Here is a 5033-nt window from a genome sequence, read left to right as displayed (position 1 = left end):
CGGCATCGGCTGCTTCGCCCCAGGTTAAACCGGTACGGCGGCTTTTCTCGGCAATTTTGAGATCGGAGGCATCTTCGATCCATGCCTTTTGGTACGGCAACAGAACGGATTCCGGGAGGGCAGCACTCATTACTCAGTCTCCCGCTGTTCAACCTTATGGCACTTAAACGTCTCTGAGCCAACGAAGAAACCGCCTAGCTGTTTGCACTCATCAGCTACTTGGTAATGTGCTCCAACCCATCCCACAAAAGCACCGAATGCAAACAAACCAACGGCAGAAAAAATATTGATCATTATGCAATCCCCAAAATATCGCGCTTGATAGCGTCGATGGCGTCGCGGCTCATGCCTTGCGTGGCCATGCTGGTCTCTGCCTTTTCAGCGGCTTCTCTAGCCACTTCCACTCGCAACTCCTTGGCCCACTTTTTCTGGCTAAGCGATACGCGGCCAATATCGGCCAATGCCTTGGTTACGCTGCCGAGCTGCTTGGCGGCCTTGGCGGGATCTTCCTCAGCTTTACGCATGGCGATGGAGATGCGCAGCAGTTGGTCCTGCACGATCCGGGCAGTGGCGTCGATCAAGTGGCCGCTTTCATCTTCTCCATCGTTTGCCATGGCGCGGGCCAGCTCGGTGGTTTTACGCACGTCGCCCATGGCTTCTTCAAACTCTTCCTGAAGATCCTGACCGTAGCGATGAACGCTCGACTTGGAAACGTTATAGCCGCGTTCACCCAGCCAACCGGCTAACGCTTCGTAGCCCTGAAAGCCGCTGCTAACGAGCTTCTCGTTTAGCTCTTCGCGGACGTCCTGCGGTAGGCTAAAAACTTTATTACGGGGTGCCATGGCGTAAACCTCTCTCAAAGACCGGGGCGAGGCTTGGCGACACCCGGTACGTTTGCAACGCCATTGGCACAATCGGCACCGCGTGCGGTGAGCGTGACGATCCAGCCTGCGCGGGGCTGCTGAACAATCACCAGCGCTTGCTCATCCAACCAGGCGAGGTCGCCATGCAGGCGGTCACGGCTTACGTGGTGGGCATAGGCACCTTGCAGCTCATCGTTAAGTGAGTACTCATTGGTGGTGTACTGGCTACGGCGCGAGAGAATGCGCAGGATGCCCAAGCGGCGGCCTTCGGTTTCAAAGTCCTGGAAGCTCATACCTTTCCCCCTGAACGGTTCAGCAGATAATCATTCATGCGGCCAACCTGTTGCGCCGTGGCTTTTTGGCTGGCGCTGATCTCGGCCAGCAGCACGTTGGTTTGCGACATTTGTTCTTGAAGCTTGGTGAGGTCGCCGTGGTCGGGTAGGCGCTCAACGGTGTGCTCCAGCTTCACCACCTGTTTCTCCACGTTATCGATACGCTTGTTGGTTGATCGGATGGCGGTTTGGCTGGCGCGGTGCTTGTTGAGCCAATAAATGTACGCGGCCATCACGCCCATAAAGGCGGCTTGCAGCACATCAAATAGCACCTTGGCGGCGGCCCAGTTGATTGGTTCCACGGTGTTCCCCTTAGTCGTTGTCGTCGTCTTCGGTGCTTTGTGCGCACTTATCGGCGTGTTCTCGAATGCGGGCGACACGTAACCAGCCGCGTGCGCCCCATTGGTGTAGGTCGGTGATGAACAGCGCTACGTCGGCCTGAGAGTAGTCACCCATGGGGGGCAGCGGCTGGCGCTCGCGCTCGGTCATGCCTGCTGGCGTGGCGCACTGATAAACGGTGATAGCCGGTGGCGGTGGCAGTTCGGGCGGCTTGCTGCCACAGGCGGCAAGCAAAGCCCCGGCGGCGACGATCACAATGGTTCTAAAGGTCATGGCAGGCGCTCCAGTGTGTCACGCAGCACCGGGGCTACGGGGCCATCGTCAGCCGTTGGAGTACGTTGGATGCGTTGGCGCAGGTTGTCGTAACTTTCGCCCTGTTCGGCTAATGCTTCTTGAAGCGCTTTAATATCGGCCTCTGCGAGGCGTCGGCGGCGCTCGGCGGCGTGTAGCTGGTCTGCTGTCTGAGTGGCTTCCTGTTTCCATTCGTCGCGCTGCTCGGTCATTTGCTGTAGCGCGCTGCGCTCGTGTTTAAGCTCAGTCATCAAGTATGCCTCCCTCCCTGTCTTCCAGAGCACGGTGGCGCATAGCGCTACAAATAGAAGCTGCATTACACGGGACATGGCGTACCCCCTTGCCAGCCTGCACGTGTATAGCGGGGCGTGAGCGTTAGTAGGATGTGGCGCACGTAGTGGCGGTTTTCGCGCAAGGCCCAGCCAGCGCGTGCGGTGTACTTCTCAACGCTGCCAAACCACACACCGGCATCATCCCCGGCAGCCCGCGCCAAACGCTGGTCGCGCTGCACCCAGCCAAGCCCGCCGTTGTAGGCGCTAAGCGCGAAGGCCCAGCGCTGGCATTCATCCGCCGCGCTAGCTAAGCGTTGCCAGTGCCATTTGTTGTAGCGGGCTTGAGCGCGCATGGCCCACGTAGGGGAGTAAGGCGCGGCGCGGCCCAAGTCCGGGTAGATCTCGGCGATCCATGCCGAGGTGCCCGGCATAAATTGGCTAAGCCCCTGCGCGCCTACAGGGCTATCCACGTTAGGCCGCCAGCCGCTCTCCTGATGGATCTGCGCCGCATGCAACGCCGCACGGCCCTTCATGCCCCATTCCTGCTGCACGATGCGGGTTAGCTCGCGCTGGTGCTGTTGAGCAGCGTTGGGGATTTGGGCATTGGCGGGTATGCAGGCAAACACACTGGCCAGCGTGATGATGGCTAATAGCAACCGGGTCATGCTGCCTCCTTGGGGAGTTCAGCAGCAGCACGCTGCACAACATCTTGCAGCTGCATGTACAGCACCAGCAGCTTAGGGCCAGCATCGGGCTTGCCATCAAGCGCCTTGATCTCAGCAGCTAGCCGCTTGCCTTCACTCAGGAGCCAAGCAGTGTTGGCGTGGGCGCTCATCTCAGACCCCCAAGCCAAGGGCAAGGATAGCGGCGGCGATGATGATCACGCGGCGGAGCATCAAAAGAGGTAGCAAGCCGTTGCCGGGAGTATGCGTAGAGCACCAGTCGCCGGGGCGGGCATAGGGGAACATGGACCGGTCGATCCAGTAGCCGAGGTAGGCACCCCAACACAATTTGGTCAGCGACCAAAGCAGCACGCCAAGCTGGTGGGGGTAGAGAAAGCCAACGGCAATGGATGTGATGATAGCCAGAATCAACCAAGGGCCGATGCGGAACTTGTCGAGCAGGGTTTGCTTATTCACGGGGATAGCCTCAATGCAGGTGGATGCGGTTAACGCAAGCAGTGAGGTTCAGGCTAATGGGGCTGGGCTAGGCGGAGGGAATCAAGCGGTTTAGGAGTTTTGGAGGGCTAGAAAGAAAACAACCCGCCGGGGCGGGTTTGTTTTAGTTACTGCATCATCTCTGTAATGTATGCCATATCGGAAGTCAGCTGTTCTCTATAGTGGCGGTGAGCAACACGCCTTGAGGTACTCACTCCATCAAAGGCAGCAGCTCCGTCTCTCTGTACTATCTCAATAAAACCGCGGGTTATATTGGTGTTTGAATTCATGTACTCGAAGAATCGATCACACCGCTCACCGATATTATCTAGTCGCACCTCGCGCTTACAACGTTCAGCATGTGTTGCGCCTGCCTCTATGACCGCTTCGTATTGATCGAAAGTGATGTCATTCTGGTTTGAAAAAGCACTAAATGCCCACAGCGTTAATACAACTCCAGCAATTACCCTCATGATGTTTCCCCTGTTGTTATTGAAGCTAGCTTAGCCGTTTGTGCTTTCGCCGAAAAGATCTGACTGCATACGGGCGCGGGCAAGCTTACGCTGCTCGGCCAGAATGCTGTAGATCTGCGCTTCGGTGAGGTCGTAGTCTTCCACTAGCTGCGGGATGTTGTCGCCAGTGTGGCGCTCCCATATTTCCCGATCACGCAGGGCGCGATCCAGCTGGCGGCCTTGGGGCACGTAAAGGCTACGGCCACCAGCGAATGAGCTAATAGCCCGTACGGCGGCAAAGGCCCGGCTACGGGCTACTTTAGGCTCATCACCGGCGCGAATGTGGGCGTTCTCGACCACGGTGAGCATATCGCTTAAGCCCTGTGGCCACTTCTTCAGGATCTCGGGGTCGAGGTAGTCCAGGGCATCTGCAGGAATACCAAAGCCCAAGTCGAAGTTGTCCGCTTTAGGCGAGGTCATCGGGGTACCGTCCTTGCCGCTTGGCGTCGATGATCAACGCCTGGAGCAGCTTGTGCAGTTGGCTGTCGTCGAGAAAATCGACGCGGTCCACCTTAAACATATTTTTCGCCATGCCATCGGCATACGCCCAAGCGCGGCCCGCTTCGGCCAGCAGTGCCTCAACTTTGCCCATTTCCGCTTGGCGTGTTGCTGGTGGGTTGGGTGCCTTACGGCCTGCTTTTTTAGCGGGCTTAGGCTCAAAACCCAAGCGGCGAAACTCAAACATCACGCCGCCTACCGTACGGTTTGTGAGTTCTTTGGCACTACTCACGCCCGCTGTGCGGGCGAGAATGGCACGGTACTCTTCATCACTGAGGCCTAGTTGTGCCTTAGCGATATGGATCTGGGCCAGCTTGCCTTTGGTGATCATGACGCCACCTCATCGCTCCCGGCTTTCAGCTCCAAATCAGGGAAGTGTTTCTTGAGATGAGCCACCACAGCGCCCTCGGTGCCAAAATCCGGCACTACACCGATAACCCGAGGCGTTACCATACGGTCAGCTTCTTTCTTTCCAAACGCTCGCTTTGCCTGCGCATACACCTTCTTGGGATAAGCTGCCCGCTTCATTGGTCGCCAGAATCGCCCTTCGGGGTGCACGGCCTTTCCGTCCTCGGTTTTCGTCCATTTGAAATCCACACAGCCGTCCACGTAGACACGTACGAAAATCTTCTTTCTGTCATGCACCTTGATCAGTGACAGCGTGTGGCCATCTGCCAGCAGTTCTACGGAACCGTGCAAGTGATTTAAACGCTCTTTGATCTCTGCCCACTTATCCATTATTCACCTCATTGGCTGCTCATCAGTGCCG

At 57.4% G+C, this 5033-nt stretch carries 12 protein-coding genes; all 12 read right to left on the bottom strand.

What is annotated here, in order from left to right; genetic code table 11:
• Window positions 1-293: 293 nt before the first annotated feature.
• The 12 genes from CZ787_RS13850 to CZ787_RS13800 all read right to left on the bottom strand — a co-directional run bounded on the left by CZ787_RS13850 (window position 294) and on the right by CZ787_RS13800 (window position 5002).
• Window positions 294-842: a DUF3486 family protein gene (locus tag CZ787_RS13850; RefSeq protein ID WP_087110210.1), complete on the bottom strand. Its 549-nt coding sequence runs from the start codon at window positions 840-842 to the stop codon at window positions 294-296.
• A 14-nt stretch (window positions 843-856) separates the two neighbouring features.
• Window positions 857-1156, bottom strand: coding sequence for a hypothetical protein (locus CZ787_RS13845; RefSeq protein WP_087106040.1), 300 nt, complete (start codon window positions 1154-1156; stop codon window positions 857-859).
• On the bottom strand, window positions 1153-1497 hold the full coding sequence (locus tag CZ787_RS13840) for a DUF2730 family protein (RefSeq protein WP_087110208.1): 345 nt from the start codon (window positions 1495-1497) through the stop codon (window positions 1153-1155). Before CZ787_RS13840 ends, CZ787_RS13845 begins: the two co-directional genes overlap by 4 nt.
• A 10-nt stretch (window positions 1498-1507) precedes the next feature.
• Window positions 1508-1807 (bottom strand): hypothetical protein, encoded by a 300-nt coding sequence (locus CZ787_RS13835; protein ID WP_087110206.1) that lies wholly within the window; start codon window positions 1805-1807, stop codon window positions 1508-1510.
• Complete coding sequence (locus tag CZ787_RS13830) at window positions 1804-2154, bottom strand: hypothetical protein (protein WP_140398994.1); 351 nt, start codon at window positions 2152-2154, stop codon at window positions 1804-1806. Before CZ787_RS13830 ends, CZ787_RS13835 begins: the two co-directional genes overlap by 4 nt.
• Window positions 2142-2762, bottom strand: a complete 621-nt coding sequence (locus tag CZ787_RS13825) for a transglycosylase SLT domain-containing protein (protein WP_087110202.1) — start codon at window positions 2760-2762, stop codon at window positions 2142-2144. The genes CZ787_RS13830 and CZ787_RS13825 overlap by 13 nt, the downstream gene beginning before the upstream one ends.
• Window positions 2759-2932: a hypothetical protein gene (locus CZ787_RS18875; RefSeq protein WP_176372226.1), complete on the bottom strand. Its 174-nt coding sequence runs from the start codon at window positions 2930-2932 to the stop codon at window positions 2759-2761. The genes CZ787_RS13825 and CZ787_RS18875 overlap by 4 nt, the downstream gene beginning before the upstream one ends.
• Before the next feature lies 1 nt (window position 2933).
• Window positions 2934-3236 (bottom strand): putative holin, encoded by a 303-nt coding sequence (locus CZ787_RS13820; RefSeq protein ID WP_087110200.1) that lies wholly within the window; start codon window positions 3234-3236, stop codon window positions 2934-2936.
• Between the two features lie 146 nt (window positions 3237-3382).
• A complete protein-coding gene (locus CZ787_RS13815) occupies window positions 3383-3727 on the bottom strand; it encodes a hypothetical protein (RefSeq protein ID WP_087110198.1) in 345 nt (114 codons plus the stop codon).
• A 30-nt stretch (window positions 3728-3757) separates the two neighbouring features.
• Window positions 3758-4186 carry a Mor transcription activator family protein gene (locus CZ787_RS13810; protein WP_087110196.1) on the bottom strand — a complete coding sequence of 143 codons (429 nt, stop codon included), beginning with the start codon at window positions 4184-4186 and terminating at the stop codon, window positions 3758-3760.
• A complete protein-coding gene (locus CZ787_RS13805) occupies window positions 4173-4595 on the bottom strand; it encodes a gp16 family protein (RefSeq protein WP_087110194.1) in 423 nt (140 codons plus the stop codon). Before CZ787_RS13805 ends, CZ787_RS13810 begins: the two co-directional genes overlap by 14 nt.
• Window positions 4592-5002, bottom strand: coding sequence for a hypothetical protein (locus tag CZ787_RS13800; RefSeq protein WP_087110192.1), 411 nt, complete (start codon window positions 5000-5002; stop codon window positions 4592-4594). Before CZ787_RS13800 ends, CZ787_RS13805 begins: the two co-directional genes overlap by 4 nt.
• Window positions 5003-5033: the final 31 nt, after the last annotated feature.

The organism is Halomonas citrativorans, assembly GCF_900163645.1.
GTDB lineage: Bacteria > Pseudomonadota > Gammaproteobacteria > Pseudomonadales > Halomonadaceae > Vreelandella > Vreelandella citrativorans.
Note: the sequence above shows the minus strand (reverse complement) of the source record. Positions and strands in the feature narration are given on the sequence as shown.

What these genes read in the sequence shown, in the direction of transcription:
- CZ787_RS13810 (WP_087110196.1), bottom strand. Translation starts at nt 4,186, where the DNA reads ATGACCTCGCCTAAAGCGGACAACTTCGACTTGGGCTTTGGTATTCCT.
- CZ787_RS13805 (WP_087110194.1), bottom strand. Translation starts at nt 4,595, where the DNA reads ATGATCACCAAAGGCAAGCTGGCCCAGATCCATATCGCTAAGGCACAA.
- CZ787_RS13800 (WP_087110192.1), bottom strand. Translation starts at nt 5,002, where the DNA reads ATGGATAAGTGGGCAGAGATCAAAGAGCGTTTAAATCACTTGCACGGT.
- CZ787_RS13825 (WP_087110202.1), bottom strand. Translation starts at nt 2,762, where the DNA reads ATGACCCGGTTGCTATTAGCCATCATCACGCTGGCCAGTGTGTTTGCC.
- CZ787_RS13845 (WP_087106040.1), bottom strand. Translation starts at nt 1,156, where the DNA reads ATGAGCTTCCAGGACTTTGAAACCGAAGGCCGCCGCTTGGGCATCCTG.
- CZ787_RS18875 (WP_176372226.1), bottom strand. Translation starts at nt 2,932, where the DNA reads ATGAGCGCCCACGCCAACACTGCTTGGCTCCTGAGTGAAGGCAAGCGG.
- CZ787_RS13850 (WP_087110210.1), bottom strand. Translation starts at nt 842, where the DNA reads ATGGCACCCCGTAATAAAGTTTTTAGCCTACCGCAGGACGTCCGCGAA.
- CZ787_RS13830 (WP_140398994.1), bottom strand. Translation starts at nt 2,154, where the DNA reads ATGTCCCGTGTAATGCAGCTTCTATTTGTAGCGCTATGCGCCACCGTG.
- CZ787_RS13815 (WP_087110198.1), bottom strand. Translation starts at nt 3,727, where the DNA reads ATGAGGGTAATTGCTGGAGTTGTATTAACGCTGTGGGCATTTAGTGCT.
- CZ787_RS13835 (WP_087110206.1), bottom strand. Translation starts at nt 1,807, where the DNA reads ATGACCTTTAGAACCATTGTGATCGTCGCCGCCGGGGCTTTGCTTGCC.